Annotated in this window: 16 protein-coding genes, 1 tRNA gene and 2 pseudogenes; 11 read left to right on the top strand and 8 right to left on the bottom strand. The window is 71.3% G+C overall.

Going from position 1 to position 17,388, the window contains the following annotated elements:
• Positions 1-29 precede the first annotated feature (29 nt).
• Positions 30-1,718, top strand: a complete 1,689-nt coding sequence (locus AB0924_RS30715; protein WP_366913106.1) for a DoxX family protein — start codon at positions 30-32, stop codon at positions 1,716-1,718.
• A 93-nt stretch (positions 1,719-1,811) separates the two neighbouring features.
• On the opposite strand, the gene AB0924_RS30710 is transcribed toward AB0924_RS30715, so the two are convergent.
• From AB0924_RS30710 to AB0924_RS30690, 5 genes and pseudogenes are all read right to left on the bottom strand, one after another.
• On the bottom strand, positions 1,812-2,543 hold the full coding sequence (locus tag AB0924_RS30710; RefSeq protein WP_358930646.1) for a nucleotidyltransferase family protein: 732 nt from the start codon (positions 2,541-2,543) through the stop codon (positions 1,812-1,814).
• 118 nt (positions 2,544-2,661) lie between these two features.
• Positions 2,662-3,123 carry a hypothetical protein gene (locus AB0924_RS30705; protein WP_358930648.1) on the bottom strand — a complete coding sequence of 154 codons (462 nt, stop codon included), beginning with the start codon at positions 3,121-3,123 and terminating at the stop codon, positions 2,662-2,664.
• A 230-nt stretch (positions 3,124-3,353) separates the two neighbouring features.
• Entirely contained in the window at positions 3,354-4,493 is a 1,140-nt protein-coding gene (msiK, locus tag AB0924_RS30700; protein ID WP_358930650.1) for a diacetylchitobiose ABC transporter ATP-binding protein MsiK, read from the bottom strand.
• A gap of 315 nt (positions 4,494-4,808) precedes the next feature.
• Positions 4,809-5,078 (bottom strand): annotated as a pseudogene (locus tag AB0924_RS30695) (zinc ribbon domain-containing protein); the annotation flags it as partial.
• Between the two features lie 21 nt (positions 5,079-5,099).
• Positions 5,100-5,321 (bottom strand): annotated as a pseudogene (locus AB0924_RS30690) (helix-turn-helix domain-containing protein); the annotation flags it as partial.
• Between the two features lie 176 nt (positions 5,322-5,497).
• On the opposite strand from AB0924_RS30690, the gene AB0924_RS30685 reads away from it, so the two are divergent.
• Positions 5,498-5,574 (top strand) — tRNA-Thr (locus AB0924_RS30685).
• A 57-nt stretch (positions 5,575-5,631) separates the two neighbouring features.
• Here AB0924_RS30685 and AB0924_RS30680 read toward each other — a convergent pair.
• Positions 5,632-7,272, bottom strand: coding sequence for an FAD-dependent monooxygenase (locus AB0924_RS30680; protein WP_358930653.1), 1,641 nt, complete (start codon positions 7,270-7,272; stop codon positions 5,632-5,634).
• A 200-nt stretch (positions 7,273-7,472) separates the two neighbouring features.
• Here AB0924_RS30680 and AB0924_RS30675 point away from each other — a divergent pair, with 200 nt between their 5' ends.
• From AB0924_RS30675 to AB0924_RS30645, 7 genes are all read left to right on the top strand, one after another.
• A complete protein-coding gene (locus AB0924_RS30675; RefSeq protein WP_366913105.1) occupies positions 7,473-8,558 on the top strand; it encodes a SchA/CurD-like domain-containing protein in 1,086 nt (361 codons plus the stop codon).
• An 89-nt stretch (positions 8,559-8,647) separates the two neighbouring features.
• Positions 8,648-9,088, top strand: a complete 441-nt coding sequence (locus AB0924_RS30670) for a cupin domain-containing protein (protein WP_358930936.1) — start codon at positions 8,648-8,650, stop codon at positions 9,086-9,088.
• The gene (locus AB0924_RS30665) at positions 9,085-10,344 is read left to right on the top strand and encodes a beta-ketoacyl-[acyl-carrier-protein] synthase family protein (protein WP_358930657.1); all 1,260 of its coding nucleotides are present in this window, start codon (positions 9,085-9,087) and stop codon (positions 10,342-10,344) included. Before AB0924_RS30670 ends, AB0924_RS30665 begins: the two co-directional genes overlap by 4 nt.
• A 7-nt stretch (positions 10,345-10,351) precedes the next feature.
• Positions 10,352-11,596, top strand: a complete 1,245-nt coding sequence (locus tag AB0924_RS30660; protein ID WP_358930659.1) for a ketosynthase chain-length factor — start codon at positions 10,352-10,354, stop codon at positions 11,594-11,596.
• 21 nt (positions 11,597-11,617) lie between these two features.
• Positions 11,618-11,872, top strand: a complete 255-nt coding sequence (locus tag AB0924_RS30655) for an acyl carrier protein (protein WP_366913104.1) — start codon at positions 11,618-11,620, stop codon at positions 11,870-11,872.
• Position 11,873: 1 nt separating this feature from the next.
• On the top strand, positions 11,874-12,353 hold the full coding sequence (locus AB0924_RS30650; protein WP_358930663.1) for an SRPBCC family protein: 480 nt from the start codon (positions 11,874-11,876) through the stop codon (positions 12,351-12,353).
• Between the two features lie 20 nt (positions 12,354-12,373).
• Positions 12,374-12,697, top strand: a complete 324-nt coding sequence (locus AB0924_RS30645) for a TcmI family type II polyketide cyclase (RefSeq protein ID WP_199211023.1) — start codon at positions 12,374-12,376, stop codon at positions 12,695-12,697.
• An 88-nt stretch (positions 12,698-12,785) separates the two neighbouring features.
• On the opposite strand, the gene AB0924_RS30640 is transcribed toward AB0924_RS30645, so the two are convergent.
• Both AB0924_RS30640 and AB0924_RS30635 read right to left on the bottom strand, forming a co-directional pair.
• A complete protein-coding gene (locus AB0924_RS30640) occupies positions 12,786-13,814 on the bottom strand; it encodes a methyltransferase (protein ID WP_358930666.1) in 1,029 nt (342 codons plus the stop codon).
• A 59-nt stretch (positions 13,815-13,873) separates the two neighbouring features.
• Positions 13,874-15,025, bottom strand: coding sequence for a right-handed parallel beta-helix repeat-containing protein (locus AB0924_RS30635; RefSeq protein WP_366913103.1), 1,152 nt, complete (start codon positions 15,023-15,025; stop codon positions 13,874-13,876).
• Between the two features lie 276 nt (positions 15,026-15,301).
• Between AB0924_RS30635 and AB0924_RS30630 the strand changes: the two genes are divergently transcribed.
• Together AB0924_RS30630 and AB0924_RS30625 are read left to right on the top strand one after the other, a co-directional pair.
• Complete coding sequence (locus AB0924_RS30630; RefSeq protein ID WP_366913102.1) at positions 15,302-15,967, top strand: rhomboid-like protein; 666 nt, start codon at positions 15,302-15,304, stop codon at positions 15,965-15,967.
• Positions 15,968-15,977: 10 nt separating this feature from the next.
• The gene (locus AB0924_RS30625) at positions 15,978-17,384 is read left to right on the top strand and encodes an FAD-dependent oxidoreductase (protein WP_366913101.1); all 1,407 of its coding nucleotides are present in this window, start codon (positions 15,978-15,980) and stop codon (positions 17,382-17,384) included.
• Positions 17,385-17,388: the final 4 nt, after the last annotated feature.

Below are 17,388 nucleotides of genomic sequence, written 5' to 3'. Positions count from 1 at the left end.
AGTGTCCTAACTCCACGTCACTCGGTTAGATGAGTGTGGACACCAGAACACCCCGCACACCCACGGGGGACCACTCGTCGGGGTACGACGACGCTCCCGCGCTGAGCATGGTGAAGGTGCCGAGCGATCCGGCGCAGGTCATCGTCACCCACGCCAGCTTCCGCGTGCAGCTGGGCGCGTCGTCGAGGCGCGGCCAATCCCCGCGGATCGCCCGGCACCTGAGCGCCGCCCAGGACACCGCCCACATGCCGTCCATGGGCGCGGCGGGCCGGGCCGGGGCGGGCGGACGCCGCCGGCCCGTCGTGTGGAGCGGCAGGTCCGCCCCCGACGACACCGGCGCCCACCGGCTGCTCCAGGCAGTGCGGGGCAGCAGCGTCCGCCACTCCGAGGAGACCGGCCTCGAAGCCGGCGCCACCCAGGTCATCCCCCGCGTCGGAGGCGGGTACCCCGACGCCTACGACGGCCTCGACGGGACCGCGCAGACCCCCGTCGTCGGGCACCAGCGCACCTCCCCGGACGACGGCACCCGGCTGCTGCCGCCCCTGCGCGGCGGCGGCAGCGTCTACGACGAACCGGGCTACGCCGAGTCGGCCTACAGCGACTCCGGGTACGACGAACCGGCCTACGGCGACGAGGAGTTCGACGACTACGAGGACTCCGCCGAGGCGGCCGGCGACCGCCCCCGCCGCGGCAGGCGGCACAGAGACGATCCGGCCCGGCACGCCTACTACCCGGGCCGCCGGATGAACCTCGGCGTCGTCCTGCTCCCGCTGCGCATCTTCCTCGGCTTCATCTCCATCTACGCCGGCATGGGCAAGCTGTGCGACCCCGTCTACTTCGACGGCGGCAAGCGCGGCTCCATGGTCACCTGGCTCAACACCCTGCACCCGTGGGAAGTGGCCGAGCCGCTGCGCCAGTTCGCCCTGCACCACCCCATCGGCTCCGGACTGGTCATCGCCTTCCTCCAGGTGGTCGTCGGTGTCCTGACCATCGCCGGCTGCTGGCAGCGGGTCGCGGCCGTCGTAGGCGCCCTGCTCTCCGCCGCACTGATCGTCACCGTGAGCTGGAAGACGGTCCCGGCCTACGACGCGCCCGACATCATCTACCTGGCCGCCTGGTCCCCGCTGATCATCGCCGGCGCCCCGGTCTACTCGGTCGACGCCCGACTCGCCGGCAGCGCCTGGCGCCGGCTCGGGCCCCGCTCCGACATCTGGGAGCTGCGCCGCTACGTCCTGCGCCGCGGCGCCCTCGTCACCGCGGTCACCGTCGGCCTCACCCTGCTCGTCGGCTCCCTGCTGGGCGGCGCGGTGCGCGACTCCAGCCGGGTCGTCGTCCCCGGCCCGGGCGAGGCCCCCCGCAACAACGCGCCCGGCTCCCCGCTCCCGGAGAAGCCCGGTCAGGGCCGGCGGACGTCCCCGCCTGCCTCCAGGGCGCCCAGCGGCGGCGCCACCACCGGCCCGTCCGGTGCGGCGACGACGCCCGGTGCGAGCCGCCGCAGCGCCAGCACCACCACGACGACGCCCAGCCAGACCCAGGGCACCACGGGCCGGGTCCCGCCCCGCCCGAGCTCCCCGGCCGGCGGCGCCCCGAGCACCACGGCGGGCCCGACCAGCACCGGCGGCGGCTCGACGGGCGGCAGCGGCTCGACCGGCGGCACCGGATCGGGCGACAGCACCTCCTCCGGCCAGCCCGGCCTGGTGGGCGGCCTGCTCGGCTAGCCCGCCGTACCCCGCCGTACCCCGCCGTACCGACGGCGAAGGGCCCGTACCACCGCGGTACGGGCCCTTCGGCGTGTTCGGCGTACGGCCGGGCTACCGTCCCGGAGCCGCCAGTTCCTTGGCCGCCTCGGCGAGGTCCTTCGCGGTGTCGATGGCCCGCCAGTAGGCGCCCTGCGGGATCGGGAAACCCGCAAGCTGACGCTCCCGGGCCAGCCTCGGGAAGGTCGTCCGCTCGTGGTCGCCCCGCTCGGGCAGCAGGCCGGCGAACTCGGGCGAGAACACGTAGACACCCGCGTTGATCTCGAACGTCGACGGCGGGGACTCGATGAAGTCCGTGATGTGCCCGAAGCCGTCGGTCCGCACCGCGCCCCAGGGGATCCGCGGCCTGGCCAGCGCCAGCGTGGCGACGGCGTCCCGCTCGGTGTGGAAGTCGGCCATGTCCCGCAGGGAGAAGCGGGTCCAGATGTCGCCGTTGGTGGCGTACCAGGGCCGGTCGGGGTGGGGCAGACGCGCGGCGGCGTACTTCAGGCCGCCGCCGCGGCCGAGGGGCTCCGTCTCCACGACGGTGGTGACGGACACCGGGAGATCGGCCGAGTCCAGCCACTTCTCCAGGACCTCGGCGAGGTGGCCGCAGGAGACCACCACGTCCGTCACGCCCTCCTCGGCGAGCCAGGCCAGCTGATGGCCGATGATCGGAGTACCCGTGCCCGGGATCTCGACCATCGGCTTGGGCCGGTCGTCGGTGTAGGGGCGCAGCCGTGAGCCCTGGCCACCGGCCAGGACAACGGCTTGAGTGGGGCGCGACGCCGCGTTCGGATGGGTCATGCCCCGAACTGTACGTGGCGCCCCGGCCGGGGTTCGGACCGCGACCGGCTCACCGGCAGCGCCCGCGCACGGGGGCACCGGCTCGGGGTGGAGCCGGTGCCCGCTTCCCGGTCGCCGCTCAGCTGTGCGCGGTCAGCACACCGGAGGCGAAGGACGTGTCACAGACCGGGCGGGCGTACGACTGGGCGCGCGAAGGGCCGTAGATGCGCACGGCGGCCTTGCCCAGGGCGCGGGCGATGGAGCCGCAGTGCCTGGCCAGTGACGGGTGTCCGTTGACCGCCTGCTGGAGGTGGGTCAGGACCACGCCCGGGTTCTTGTCCTGCAGCTCGGTCATCAGCTGGTCACGGAGCACGTCCTGCGGGGCGCGGGAGACGGCCTTGGAGGAGACGGACGCCGAGGAGACGTCCGAGGCCATGAGCACCGAGCTGGATGAACTCCCCGTCCAGTTGACCCGGGTGACCGCGAGGGTTCCGGAGAGCACCAGGACGACGGGCAGGACGAGGGCGAGCGTGCGGCCGATACGGCGGGCAGGGCCGCCCCGATGGCCACGTCGCGTCTGAGGGATGGTGGAGTGCTTCACGCGTGTGAGGGTAGCGCCCGGTAATGATTTGGCGACATTTAGTCACCCTTATGGGCTATGAAGTGCCGCCACTTTCTGGGTAGGGGGTTGACGCCAACCGCCCGAAATGATCGCTCTGCCGGGGTATATCTCCGCAACGGAAGAGGCCCCGCGGCAGTTCGCGGGGCCTCTGGCGTCAACGTGACCGGTTCATCCCGGATTCACCCGGGGTTTCGCGGCCGGAGCGCGGCTCAGTCGGTGAGCCGCTCGCCCGTGGAGGTCGAGAACACGTGGGTCTCGCCCGGACGCGGCACGACGTGCAGCGTGGCGCCCTTCTCCGGCACCTGGCGGCCGTTGACCCGGACCACCAGGTCCTTGACCTCACCGCCGACCTCGGCGGTGCCGTAGACGTAGCCGTCGGCGCCCAGCTCCTCGACGACGTTCACTGAGACGGCGAGACCGGCCGGAGCGTCCTCGGAGTCCTTGGACAGCGTGGTGGCGGCGGCACCGCCGCCCAGCTCGACCACGTCGAAGTGCTCGGGCCGGACACCGACGGTGACCGTGCGGTCGCCCTTGTCGGCGGCGGCCTTCAGCGCGTCCCGGTTCACCGGCACCACGCTGTTGCCGAACTTCACACCGCCGTCGGTGATCGGGACCTCGACGAGATTCATGGCCGGGGAGCCGATGAAGCCGGCGACGAAGAGGTTCGCGGGCTTGTCGTACATGTTGCGCGGCGAGTCGACCTGCTGGAGCAGACCGTCCTTGAGCACGGCCACCCGGTCGCCCATCGTCATGGCCTCGACCTGGTCGTGGGTGACATAGACGGTGGTGATGCCGAGGCGGCGCTGCAGCGAGGCGATCTGCGTACGGGTGGACACGCGGAGCTTGGCGTCCAGGTTGGACAGCGGCTCGTCCATGAGGAAGACCTGCGGCTCACGCACGATGGCGCGGCCCATGGCGACACGCTGGCGCTGACCGCCGGAGAGCGCCTTCGGCTTGCGGTCCAGGTACTCCGTGAGGTCGAGGATCTTCGCGGCCTCTTCGACCTTCTGCCGGATCTCCGCCTTGTTGACACCGGCGATCTTGAGCGCGAAGCCCATGTTGTCGGCGACCGTCATGTGCGGGTAGAGGGCGTAGTTCTGGAACACCATGGCGATGTCCCGGTCCTTGGGCGGCAGGTGCGTGACGTCGCGGTCACCGATGCGGATCGCGCCGCCGTTGACGTCCTCCAGGCCGGCGAGCATGCGCAGGGAGGTGGACTTGCCGCAGCCCGACGGGCCGACCAGGACGAGGAACTCGCCGTCCTCGATCGCGATGTCGAGACCGTCGACGGCGGGCTTGGTGGAACCCGGGTAGATCCGGGTCGCCTTGTCGAACGTGACAGTGGCCATGGTGAATGGGCCCCCTTCTACCGGCAGGAACGTGCCGGACGATCCGTTGTAGGAAGGTGGTTGGTGTAGTCCACCGAAGTGAACCGGCTCAGGACGCTACCTGGCGCCACGCGGTCTGTCAGTACCCGCAGCCCTGTGAACTTCGCGGAATTGCCCACGGAGGCAGAGCGCCACTCTTTTGACCTGCTTCGCTTCCTGCTTCAACGCCCACTGCCTGCCACACACAACCCCGGCGGGCTGCGCCTGACCGGTCTCACAGGGACTCCACAGGCATTCCGGCCGACGGCCCGTCGGTCCGTACCGCACCAGCCGCCGCTACGCTGCCGGCAGACACTCCTCGAACTCCGACGCCTTGATGACTGTCGGCGCCTTCCTTCCGGGCGGCAGGCACGCCGCCACCAGCCAGTACAGGCGCATCCCCTCGTCCCGCAGGTTCGCGGCGGCGTTCACATCCCGGTCCAGCAGGGCCCCGCATTCAGGACACGTCCACTCCCGGACCGAGACGTCCATCCTCGGCCCCATGGCGTGACATGCCGAGCAACGGCGTGTCGACGGGAAGAAGCGGTCGACAACGCCCGCGACCACCGGATGTCGGACCCATCTGCACGCGCCGAACGTCCGCCCCAACTGCTCGGCCTGCTGCTCGGTCGGATAGAAGCGGAAGCGGTAAAGGCGATGGTGGGTGTCCGTCCCCTTGACGTGCCCCTTCAGCGGAGTCGCCTTGCGCGCGGTGTGCTTGCTGCGGTCGCCGATGCCGAGAGCCTCACGCTTGATGCTTCGCGCTGTGCCGCCCCTCACGGCTTCCGGCTTCTCCGCCACGTCCCCCATTGAACCCCTCCCGGCCATCCGCTCTTCGGAAGAGCACGTCGGATCGATCAACGAACGGGTGCACGGATGGTTACGCGCGGTCCCGGAACCTGCCGAGCGCGACAAACTCCGTGCCTGAAGAATGGGGCTCTGTGTACAGTGGATCCGCCTCCGCGTACGGCGTCGTAGTGCGCGGTGCCTCCTTAGCTCAGCTGGCCAGAGCAAGATCCTTGTAAGATCGAGGTCGTCGGTTCGAATCCGACAGGGGGCTCCACACGACAGGGCCACCCGCACTCACCGGTGCGGGTGGCCCTTTTTGCGCCGTCTCGGGTCAGCCGGTTCGCAGCAGGGTTCCGAGCACCTCGCGCAGCACGCCCTCCGGGTCGGGTACGGCGCCCGTCGCGCGCCAGGCCACGAAGCCGTCCGGGCGGACGAGGACCGCGCCGTCGGCGGTGACGCCGTGCAGCTCGGCCCAGTCGGCGGAGTCGTCCTCGTAGGTCAGGTCCGCGTCCGCGCCCGGGCCGATGCGGTAGGCGTCCAGGCGTACGCCGTCCGCCGCGGCGATCCCGCGGGCCGCCGTGTACCAGCCCGCGTCGTCCGGGGCGTCACTGAGGAGGACGAGGGAGCGCTCGTAGAGGTCCAGGGTGGACAGCCGGCGGTTGGCGCGGCGCAGCCACAGGTGCGGGGCGCGGGTGCCGGGGCGGCCGGTGAGGTCGAGGGTGTCGGGGACGATGGGCCGGTCGGGGTCGGCGCCGAGGACGGCGCCGTGGGGGTAGTGGTAGCCGAGGACCACGTTGAGGATGCCGCCGCGCTTGCCGCCGCCGACGCCGGGGGCGGGGGCGAAGCCGGGGTGGCTGTGCTCGACGGAGCGGGCGGAGGCGCGGGCGCTGGTGGCGATGGCGACCGGGCGGCGCTCGGTGTCGTAGGTGGCGAGGAGGGCGGGGTCCGCCCAGCCGTCGAGGACGGCGGCGAGTTTCCAGGCGAGGTTGTGGGCGTCCTGGATGCCGGTGTTGGAGCCGAAGGCGCCGGTGGGTGACATCTCGTGGGCGGAGTCGCCGGCGAGGAAGATACGGCCGCGGGAGTAGCGGTCGGCCACTCGTTCGGCGGCGCGCCAGGACGCCTTTCCGGTGATTTCGACGTCGAGGCCGGGGACGCCGACGGCTCGGCGGATGTGGCGCTGGAGCCGTTCCTCGGTGAACTCCTCGAGGGTCTCGCCGCGCTCGGGGTGCCAGGGGGCGTGGAAGACCCAGTGCTCCTTGTTGTCGACGGGGAGCAGGGCGCCGTCGGCCTCGGGGTCGGTGAGGTAGCAGCAGATGAAGCGGCGGTCGCCGACGGTGTCGGCCAGCCGGGTGGAGCGGAAGGTGACGCTGACGTTGGCGAAGAGGTCGCCGGGGCCGCTCTGGCCGATGCCGAGGGCGCCCCGGACGGGGCTGCGGGGGCCGTCGGCGGCGACGAGGTAGTCCGCCCGGACGGTGTAGCGCTCCTCGGTGCCGCGGTCGAGGATCACGGCCGTCACCCCGTCGGCGTCCTGTTCGAAGGACTCCATCTGGTGGAAGTAGCGCAGGTCGCCGCCGAGTTCGCGGGCGCTGTCGACGAGCACGGGCTCGAGGTCGTTCTGGCTGCACAGGCACCAGCCGGTGGGGCTGAACCTGGCGAGTCCGCCGCCGGGGTCGATGTGCTTGAAGAGCCATTCGCCGGCGTCACCCACGAGGGTGGGCGTCTGCAGGATGCCGTGGTTGTCGGCGAGGAGTGAGGCCGCCGCCTTGATGTCCGGTTCGATGCCGGCCACCCGGAGGAGCTCCATCGTGCGGACGTTGTTGCCGCGTCCGCGTGGGTGGATGGAGGTGCCGGAGTGCCGCTCGACGAGCATGTGCCGGACACCGAGACGGCCCAGGAAGACGGACGTGGACAGGCCCACCAGGGAGCCGCCCACGATGAGGACGGGGACCCGGTGGTCGGCTTTCTGATGCATCGAAGCCTCCAGAGGCAAGGGGGGCGCGGGTGGGAGGGCCTGTGTGTGTTCTTGCCCGGTGGCGGTGGCTCCGCGTGCCCAATCACCCACGTGGTTCATACGAGTCGCGGGCGTGAGGGGTCCGGCACAGGATCAAGGAACGCTGCCGTCGCGTCAGTCGCGCGGCATCGACTCTGCCCCGCGAAGGAGATGTGTACAGGATGACCACGACGTCTGAACGTCCTTCAGCTACGCCGGCCCGTGAGGTGTCGAAGCGTGTCTCGCAGTCCGTCTTCGACGGCTCGCGGCTCCGGGTGGTGCTGCTGGTCGATGTCCACGACGGTGCGCAGCAGCAGTTCCTGGAGGCCTACGAGCAGCTGTGCAACCAGGTCGCGTCGGTGCCGGGCCATGTGAGCGACCAGCTCTGCCAGTCCATCGAGAACCCGTCCCAGTGGCTCATCACGAGCGAGTGGGAGAGTGCGCCGCCGTTCCTCACCTGGGTGAACAGCGAGGAGCACGTGCGGATGGTGGAACCGCTGCACAGCTGCGTCCGTGACACCCGGTCGCTGCGGTTCCACGTGGTGCGTGAGACCGGTGGCGCCGCGCCGCAGGCCGAGCCGGGACAGCGCCGGCTGCAGGCTCACCCGCGCATCGGCGACGGTTTGATCCGGCACGCGCTGACCTTCACCGTCAAGCCCGGCAGTGAGAAGAAGGTCGCGGAGATCCTCTCGGACTACGCCTCGCCCGAGGCCCGGGTGGACGACACCACGCGGCTGTGCCGGACCTCGCTGTTCATGCACGGCAACCGCGTGGTGCGGGCCATCGAGGTGCGGGGCGACCTGCTCGCGGCGCTGCGGCACGTGGCCCGGCAGCCCGAGGTGCGGGCCGTGGAGGAGGCGATCAACCCGTATCTGGAGCAGGACCGGGATCTCGACGACCAGGAGTCGGCCCGGATGTTCTTCACCCGTGCGGCGCTGCCGGCGGTGCACCACGTGAGCGCGGGTGACCGCCAGGAGGGGCTGCGCCAGGCCCTGTACTACGCGGCCCGGCCGGGCCGGGGAATGCGGCTGGCGGAGCTGCTGGCGCGGGCCGACTCGGAGTCCGCGGACGACCCGGCGAGCCCGGTGCTGCGCAGCACGGTGTTCCAGCGTGACGACGTCGTGGTGCGGCTGGTCGACGTCCGTTCCGAGCAGGGTGCCGAGGCGGTGCCGCTGCCGGCGCGGGTGGCTGCCGAGGTGCGTGAGCTGCTGGACGCCGAGGCCGCGCGTATGGACCTGATCACCGACCGCCGTTCGCCCGAAGCCTGATCCGGCTCGGCGGCTCCTTCCAGCACCCAGCGCCGTACGCGGCACAGACACCGGAGGAAACGTTGTCCATCAAACCCCGTCCGAAAATCGTGGACCTCAGTGAGGTCGAGCCCAACGTCCGGAGAGGTGGCGACCTGCGCGCCATGCTCACCCCTGCCACGGTCGGCTCCACCAGCGGCTTCATGGGCGTGGCCATCGTGCAGCCCGGTGACCGCATCGGTGAGCACTACCACCCGTACTCGGAGGAGTTCGTCTACGTCGTCTGCGGCCAGCTCGAGGTGGACCTGGACGACGAGCCGCACTCGCTGCGGCCCGAGCAGGGCCTGATGATCCCGGCGCACATGCGGCACCGGTTCCGCAACGTCGGGAACGTGGAGGCGCGGATCGTCTTCCATCTGGGTCCGCTGGCGCCGCGTCCGCAGCTCGGTCATGTCGACACCGAGGAGACGGAGATCATCGGGGCCGCCGCGGTGGTCACGGAGCCGGCCGCGGCGGGTGCCGCCCACGACCGAGGTCAGGTCCGGTCATGACCCGGCGCGTGGCGGTCACTGGCATAGGCATCGTGGCTCCGGGTGGTATCGGCGTACCGGCTTTCTGGGATCTGCTTGCCAACGGCCGGACCGCGACGCGGGGCATCACCTTCTTCGATCCCTCGGGGCTGCGGTCGCGGATAGCGGCGGAGTGCGACTTCGACCCGGCGGCGCACGGCCTGGACGAGGAGCAGGTCGTGCGGGCGGACCGGTACATCCAGTTCGCCCTGGTCGCCGGGGAGGAGGCGGTCCGGGACTCGGGTCTCGACCTGTCGGCGGAGGACCCGTGGCGCGTGGGTGTCTCGGTGGGCACCGCGGTGGGCGGTACGACCCGGCTGGAGAACGACTACGTCCTGGTCAGCCACCGCGGTGAGCGCTGGGACGTCGACCACCGGGAGGCGGAGCCGCATCTGCACCGGGCGTTCTCACCGAGCACGGTCGCCTCCGCGGTGGCGGAGCGTTTCGGCGCGCAGGGTCCGGTGCAGACCGTCTCCACCGGCTGCACCTCGGGCCTGGACGCCGTCGGTTACGCCTTCCACACGGTCGAGGAGGGCCGGGCCGACATCTGCATAGCCGGGGCGTCGGATTCGCCGATCTCCCCGATCACCATGGCCTGCTTCGACGCGATCAAGGCCACGTCCCCGAACAACGACGATCCGGCGCACGCCTCCCGGCCCTTCGACAACAACCGTGACGGGTTCGTCATGGGCGAGGGCGGCGCGGTGCTCGTCCTGGAGGAGCTGGAGCACGCCCGGGCCCGTGGTGCGCACGTCTACTGCGAGCTCGGCGGCTACGCCACCTTCGGCAACGCCTACCACATGACCGGCCTGACCAGCGAGGGTCTGGAGATGGCCCGGGCGATCGACATGGCTCTCGGCCACGCCCGGCTGGATCCCACGGCGATCGACTACGTCAACGCCCATGGCTCCGGCACCCGGCAGAACGACCGCCACGAGACGGCGGCCGTGAAGCGGGCGCTCGGCCACCACGCCTACGACACCCCCATGAGCTCCATCAAGTCGATGGTGGGGCACTCCCTCGGGGCGATCGGGGCGATCGAGGTGGTCGCGTGCGTGCTGGCCCTCGCCAAGCAGGTCGTACCCCCGACCGCGAACTACGAGATCCCCGACCCCGAGTGCGACCTGGACTACGTCCCGCGCGTCGCCCGCGACCGGAAGCTGAGCAGCGTCCTGTCCGTGGGCAGCGGGTTCGGCGGCTTCCAGTCCGCCGTGGTCCTGACCCGTTCCAGGGAGTGAGGACACGATGAGTGCTCCGCATGAACGGCGCGCGGCCGTCACCGGCATCGGGGTGGTCGCGCCCAACGGAACCAGCACCGACACGTTCTGGAAGGCCACCCAGGAAGGCCTCAGTGTCCTCGACCGGGTCACCCGGGAGGGCTGTGAGCACCTTCCGCTGAAGGTGGCCGGCGAGGTCCGCGGCTTTGAACCGGCGGCGACCATCGACGAGCGGTTCCTCGTCCAGACCGACCGGTTCACGCACTTCGCCCTGGCCGCCGCCGACTTCGCGCTGGAGGACGCCCGGCTGGGGCAGGCCGACACCTCCGGGGAGCCGTACTCCATCGGGGTGGTCACCGCGGCCGGTTCCGGCGGCGGTGAGTTCGGCCAGCGCGAACTCCAGCAGCTCTGGGGCAAGGGCAGCCGGTTCGTCGGCCCGTACCAGTCCATCGCCTGGTTCTACGCCGCGAGCACCGGCCAGATCTCCATCCGCCGTAAGTTCAAGGGCCCCTGCTCGGTCGTCGCCTCCGACGAGGCCGGCGGTCTGGACGCCCTCGCGCACGCCGCCCGGGCGGTGCGGCGCGGCACCGATGTGATGGTGGCCGGTTCCACCGAGGCGCCGCTGGCGCCGTACTCGGTGGTCTGCCAGCTCGGCTACGAGGAGCTGAGCACGGTCACCGATCCGTCTCGCGCCTACCGCCCGTTCACGGACACCGCCTGCGGTTTCGTGCCGGCCGAGGGCGGCGCGATGCTCGTGGTGGAGGCGGAGACCTCGGCGCGTGAGCGCGGCGCGGACGTGCGGGCCTACGTCGCGGGCCACGCGGCGACCTTCACCGGTGCCTCCCGCTGGGACCGGTCCCGGGACGGTCTGGCGCAGGCCATCAGGCAGGCGCTGGACGAGGCCGGGTGTGCTCCCGAGGAGGTCGACGTCGTCTTCGCCGACGCCCTCGGGGTGCCGGAGGCGGACCGGGCCGAGGCCCTCGCGCTCGCCGACGCCTTCGGCGCGCGCGGCACCCGGGTACCGGTCACCGCGCCGAAGACCGGTATCGGCCGGGGCTACTGTGCGGCTCCGGTGCTGGACACCGCGGCGGCTGTGCTCGCGATGGAGCACGGCCTGATCCCGCCCACCCCCAACGTCGCCGACGTCTGCCACGACCTCGACCTCGTGACGGGCCGCGCCCGCGTCGCCGAGCTGCGTACGGCGCTGGTGCTCAGCCGTGGACTCATGGGGTCGAACTCGGCGCTCGTGCTCCGGCACGGCGCCGCGAAGTGAGGACAGCAAAGGAGGAGAGCAATGCCGCAGATCACCGTGGAAGAACTCGCCGCGCTGATGAAGAAGGCTGCCGGGGTCACCGTCAGCCCGCAGCAGCTCCAGGACATGCCGGACACCGGATTCGACGTCCTCGGCATCGACTCGCTCGGCCTGCTCGGCATCGTCGGCGAGCTGGAGAACGCGCACGGCACCCCGATGCCGGTCGACGCGGAGCGCTGCAAGACACCCCAGCAGTTCCTCAACCTCGTCAACAGCACCTTGATGGCAGGAGCCTGAGATGGCAGGACACACGCAGAACGAGATCACCATCGCCGCGCCGCTCGACCTGGTCTGGGACATGACCAACGACCTGGAGAAGTGGCCGCAGCTGTTCAGCGAGTACGCGTCCGTCGAGATCCTCTCCCGGGAGGGGAAGAAGACGACGTTCCGGCTGACCATGCACCCGGACGAGAACGGCACCGTCTGGAGCTGGGTCTCCGAGCGCGAGCCCGACCGCAAGGCCCGCACCGTGAAGGCCCGCCGGGTCGAGACCGGCCCGTTCGCCCACATGGACATCCTCTGGGAGTACGAGGAGGTCGCGGCCGGCACCCGGATGGTCTGGACGCAGGACTTCGCGATGAAGCCGGACGCCCCGGTCGACGACGACTGGATGACCGACAACATCAACAGGAACTCCAAGGTCCAGATGGCCCTCATCCGGGAGAAGATCGAGAAGGCGGCCGCCGGACGGCGTCCCGCGCCCGCCCTGGCCGACTAGCCGGAGGAAGGACCGAGACCATGCACCAGGCACTGATCGTCGCGCGCATGGCCCCGGGCTCCGCCCCGGACATCGCCAAGGTGTTCGAGGAGTCCGACCGGGGAGAGCTGCCCCACCTCGTCGGTGTGGTGCGGCGCAGCCTCTTCCAGTTCGGCGATGTGTACATGCACCTCGTCGAGTCCGAGCGCGACCCCGGGCCCGCCATCGCCAAGGTGACCGGACACCCCGAGTTCCGTGACATCAGCGAGCGTCTGACGGCGTACGTCAGCGCGTACGACCCGGAGACCTGGCGGTCCCCCAAGGACGCGATGGCACAGCGCTTCTACGTCTGGGAGCGCGACTGAGCCGTACGGCACCCCCGGACGGCCACCGGCCGCCGGGCCCGCAGCGTCGCGGGCCCGGCGGCCGGTGGCCTGTGCCGTCACGTCCGTGTCAGGCGGGCACGTGGCAGTCGAACGCGTGCAGGTACGGGTTGACCGGACGGATGTCGCCCACCTTCAGGCCCGCCGAGGTCAGTCTGCTCACCATGGAGTCGGTGGTGTGCTTGGCCCCGCCGACGTTGAGGAGCAGCAGCAGGTCCATGGCGGTGCTGAAGCGCATCGAGGGGGTGTCGTCCACGAGGTTCTCGATGACGACGACCCGGGTGCCCGGGCCGCCCGCCTCGACGACGTTGCGCAGCGTGCGGGACGTGCTCTCGTCGTCCCACTCCAGGATGTTCTTGATGACGTAGACGTCGGCCTGGACCGGGATCGCGTCCCGGACGTCGCCGGGCACGATCCGCGCGCGGTCGGCGAGGTCGCCGCCCTTGCGCAGCCGCGGCAGGGCGTTCTCGACCACCCGGGGCAGGTCGAGCAGGCTGCCGCGCATCGACGGGTACTTGTCCAGCAGGCAGGCCACCACATGCCCCTGGCCGCCGCCGATGTCCGCGACCGACTTGGCCCCGGACAGGTCGAGCAGGGCCGCGACCTCGCGCGCGGACTGCTCGCTGGAGCGGGTCATGGCGCGGTTGAAGACGTCCGCGGACTCCGGGGCGTCCTCGTTGAGGTAGGCGAAGAACTCCTTGCCGTACAGGCCCTCGACGACGTTGTCGCCGGTGCGCACGGCCTCGTCCAGCTTGGGCCAGGCGTCCCAGGTCCACGGTTCGGTGCACCACAGGGCGATGGCACGCAGGCTGTTGGGGTCGTCCTCGCGCAGCAGCCGGGACATGCCGGTGTGCGCGAAGGTGCCGTCCGGCCGCTCGGCGAAGACGTCGTAGCAGGACAGTGCCCGCAGCAGCCGGCGCAGGGGCTTGGGTTCGGTCTTGACCGCGGCGGCGAGGTCCTCGGCGGTCATCGGGGTGTCGTCGAGGGCGTCGGCGACGCCCAGCCGGGCGGCGGCCCGGACGGCGGCGGACACGGCCGCGCCGAACACGAGTTCGCGCAGCCGCATGGGAGGCGGTGGTGCTGTTTCAGCGGACGTCATGTGCCGCCCTCTCTCTTTCCTTGGCCTTCGTCGGTCCAGCAGTGGCAGCGCCCGTGCGGTCAGCACAGGCCCGCGGGCTTCGAAGCCCGGCAGGAGTTGCGCTCGAAGGAGTTGGTCTTGCCGGTCTCGGTGCTCACCAGGTCGGCGGGGGAGTTCTCCGAGAGGACGTTGCCGTCGACGCGGTTGTCGGTGCCGGCCACGCCCACGAAGCTCTTGAACAGCACGATGCCGCCGGACAGCGGGGACTTGCCGGAGTTGCCGGTGACCCAGTTCCGGGAGACCCGGGCCTTCTCGGTGCCGGTCAGGACGATGCCGGAGCCCTTCAGGGCGGGCAGCCGCTCGGTCTTCGGGCAGGACCTGTTGTTCGCGACGACCTGGTTGGCGGTGACGTCCAGGTGACCGGCCTTGGGCTTGTTCTCGTCACCGACCACGAAGACCCCGGCGCAGTTGCCGGAGACGTAGTTCCGGGCGACGGTCAGGTTCCGAAGCCGGCGTACGGTGACGCCGATCCGGTTGCCCTCCAGCCAGTTGTGCGACACCAGGGTCTGCTTGGCGTCGTAGGCGCCGGCCTCCTCCTGGATGGTGTTGGCGAGGAACACGCCCGCGTCACCGTTGCCGTGCGCGTAGTTGTCCCGCAGCAGGCTGCGCACCGACCGCTCCTCGGCGATGCCCCACACGCCGTTGTCCGCGGCGTTCACCCCGCGCACGGTCAGGCCGTCGGTCGCCATGCCGAACACCCCGGTGCGGCTGAACTTGGTCACCTTCAGGTCGGCGACGGTGACGCCCTTGACGTCCTTCGTCTTGGTGCCCAGCACACAGATGCCGTTGCCGCCCTCGGCGCAGCTCTTCGCGATCTTCTTGGCAGGCTTCTTGGCGGACTTCTTCGCAGCCTTCGCAGCCTTCTTCGCAGCCTTCTTGGCGTTCGCCTTGGCGGGCTTCTTGGCGGTCTTCTTGGCGGCGGGCTCGATGACCGTCCCGGAACCCACGCCCCGCAGGGTCACGTGGGGGGTGCGGATCGTCACGCTCTCGTGGTAGGTGCCGGCGAGCACCAGAACCGTGTCGCCGGCCTCGGCGGCGTCGACCGCCTTCTGGATCGACTCGCCGGGGCGGACCACCAGGGTCGAGTGGGCGGCCACCGCGGGGGCCGCGCTGAGACCGGTGCCGAGGAGGGCGGCGGTGCACGCGAGATATGCGATGTGGCATCTCTTCATATCGCGTACGGTATGGCCGGTTTATCCTTCTATGGCGGGATAGGCCATCCGGCGGCGTGTCAGGAACGGCGCGGGCGGCGGACCGGGACCGGGAACGCCGGCCGCTGTTCCCGGGCCGGTGGTGACCCGTTCGGCCCCGCCGGGCACCGCCCCCGCGATGCCACCCGGACGGCGCATCCCGCGAAGCGGCGGGGACGCCGCCCGCCGGGCCCGGCGGAGGGCCGGTGGCCGGACTCGCCAGGCGCCCCGAACCCCCTGGCGACCATACTGTCGGTTGTGGACCGGGTCATCCGCGCACGGCGAGGGCTCCGGGCGGCCGCGGCCTATGTGCGCAGCGCCCCGGGCGCCTACGTGTGGCTGGCCATCCTGTTCGTCACCACCGTCGCCCTGCACCACATGTCACCGGCGTTCGAGCAGGACTTCCTGCGGCAGCGTTCGACCAACATCCACGAGCTGTCGCAGAACCCGCTGCGGGTGCTGATCACCAGCGCGATGTGGATCGACAGCGGGCACTGGCTGCCGTACGCCGTGCTGTACACCGTCTTCCACGCGCAGGCCGAGCGCTGGCTCGGATCCTTGCGCTGGCTCGCGGTGTGCGTCGCCGCGCACGTGCTCGCCACGCTGGTCAGCGAACTGGCCCTGCTCCAGGCGATCCACGACGGCCACGCCCCGCGCTCCGCCGTCAACACCCTGGACATCGGGGTGAGTTACGCGCTGGCCGGAGTGATGGCGGTGCTCACCTACCGGATCGCGGCGCCCTGGCGGTACCTGTACCTCGCGTTCCTGCTCGCCTTCTACGCCGTGCCGCTGGCCGCGAGCCGTACCTTCACCGACTTCGGGCACTTCCTGTCCGTCCTGGTGGGTCTCGCGTGCCGTCCGCTGGTCAGCGGCCGCGGAAAAGCATGGAATCCGAAGGAGACACTGGCCGCTCCCAGGGGTTAACGTCCCGGCCATGAGCAGCTCGGCAACCAGTGTCGTCAACGGTGGGATCTCCTTCTGGTACGCGGACGACGGCCTCCCCGCGGTGCGGGAACCGCTGTCCGGGGACGCCTCGGCCGACGTCGTAGTCGTCGGCGGCGGCTACACGGGACTGTGGACCGCGTACTACCTGAAGAAGGCCGCCCCCTTCCTCCGGATCACCGTCCTGGAGCAGAAGTTCTGCGGATACGGCGCCTCCGGCCGCAACGGCGGCTGGCTCTACAACGGGATCGCGGGCCGCGACCGGTACGCGAAGCTGCACGGCCACGAGGCCGCCGTACGCCTGCAGCGGGCGATGAACGACACCGTGGCCGAGGTGGTCGCCGTCACCGAGGCGGAGGGCATCGACGCCGGTGTGCACCGGGGCGGGGTGCTGGAAGTGGCGACCACTCCGGCCCAGTTGGCGCGGCTGCGGGCCTTCCACGAGCACGAGCTGTCGTTCGGCGAGAAGGACCGCGAGCTGTACGGGGCCCGGCAGACCGCCGAGCGGATCAGGGTGGCCGGCGCGGTGGGTTCGAGCTGGACCCCGCACGGCGCCCGGCTGCACCCGGTGAAGCTGGTCAAGGGGCTCGCGGCGGCCGTGGAGGCGCTGGGGGTGGTCATCCACGAGTCGACCCCGGTCACCGAGATCCGGCCCAAGCACGCCGTGACCCCGTACGGCACGGTCCGCGCGCCCTACGTGCTGCGCTGCACGGAGGGCTTCACCGCCTCGCTCAGCGGTCAGCGGCGGACCTGGCTGCCGATGAACTCCTCGATGATCGCCACCGAGCAGCTCACCGACGAGCAGTGGTCGGCGATCGGCTGGGACGGCCGGGAGACGCTGGGCGACATGGCCCACGCCTACATGTACGCGCAGCGCACCGCCGACGGCCGGATCGCGCTGGGCGGACGCGGGGTGCCGTACCGCTTCGGCTCGCGCACCGACAACGACGGCCGCACCCAGGACGGGACCGTCGAGGCCCTGCGGGAGATCCTGACCCGCTTCTTCCCGGCCCTCGCGGGCGTGCGGGTCGAGCACGCCTGGTCCGGTGTGCTCGGCGTCCCGCGCGACTGGTGCGCCACGGTCACCCTCGACCGGTCCACCGGGCTCGGCTGGGCGGGCGGCTACGTCGGCTCGGGCGTCGCCACCGCCAACCTGGCCGCCCGCACCCTGCGCGACCTGGTGCGGCAGGACTCGCGCCAGGCCGGCCGCACCGGGCTGACGGACCTGCCCTGGGTGAACCACAAGGTCCGCAAGTGGGAGCCGGAACCCTTCCGCTGGCTCGGCGTGCACGGCATGTACGCCACCTACCGCGCCGCCGACCGGCGCGAACTGCTCCGCCCGGGCAGCGGTTCCTCCCGGCTGGCACGGGTGGCCGACCGGGTGGCGGGCCGGAGCTGACCGG

Source organism: Streptomyces sp. NPDC047869, from assembly GCF_040704065.1.
GTDB lineage: Bacteria > Actinomycetota > Actinomycetes > Streptomycetales > Streptomycetaceae > Streptomyces.
This window is presented reverse-complemented; position numbering and strand designations above follow the sequence as displayed.